This is a genomic window from Streptomyces pseudogriseolus, assembly GCA_002154585.1.
In the GTDB taxonomy this organism is placed as follows: domain Bacteria; phylum Actinomycetota; class Actinomycetes; order Streptomycetales; family Streptomycetaceae; genus Streptomyces; species Streptomyces pseudogriseolus.
On the sequence record MUNG01000622.1, the window covers coordinates 1 to 584 of the forward strand.

At 73.4% G+C, this 584-nt stretch carries 1 protein-coding gene and 1 pseudogene; both read right to left on the reverse strand.

What is annotated here, in order from left to right:
* Window positions 1–152: pseudogene (locus CCN29_RS36615) on the reverse strand (acetyl-CoA synthetase); the annotation flags it as partial.
* Entirely contained in the window at window positions 146–544 is a 399-nt protein-coding gene (locus CCN29_RS36620) for a hypothetical protein (RefSeq protein ID WP_442538663.1), read from the reverse strand. The gene CCN29_RS36620 and the pseudogene CCN29_RS36615, both read right to left, overlap by 7 nt.
* Window positions 545–584 lie beyond the last annotated feature (40 nt).

A 584-nucleotide genomic window follows, 5' to 3' on the forward strand; every position in this document is an offset into this window, starting at 1 on the left:
TCCACCGGGTTGCCGGCCGCCCCGAAGGGCGGGATGAACTCCCGGAAGGCGGCGTCCAGATCGGGCGGGATCTCCATCAGCGACAGCCCGTTGTCCGTCACCGCGTCCGACAGCAGCACCCCGCTGCCCCCGGCCCCGGTGATGATCACCACGTTGTCCCCCTGCGGCGCGGGCNNGCCCGCGCGTACTCCAGCATGTCGTTCAGCCCCGGCGCCCGGATCACGCCGGCCTGCCGCAGGATGTCGTCGTACACCGCGTCGTCGCCCGCGAGCGCCCCGGTGTGCGAGCCCGCGGCCTTCGCGCCCGCCGCCGTTCGCCCCGCCTTCAGCACCACGACCGGCTTGCGCGGCACGGTGGCCCGCGCGGCCTCCACGAACGCGCGCCCGTCCTTGAGGTCCTCCAGGTGCATCGCGATGCACTCGGTGTGCGGGTCCTCGCCGAACCAGGTGAGGAGGTCGTCCTCGTCCAGGTCCGACTTGTTACCGAGGCCGACGATGGCCGACACGCCCGTCTTCGTGGTCCGCGCGAAGCCCAGGATCGCCATCCCGATGCCGCCCGACTGGGAGGTCAGCGCCACGCCGCCC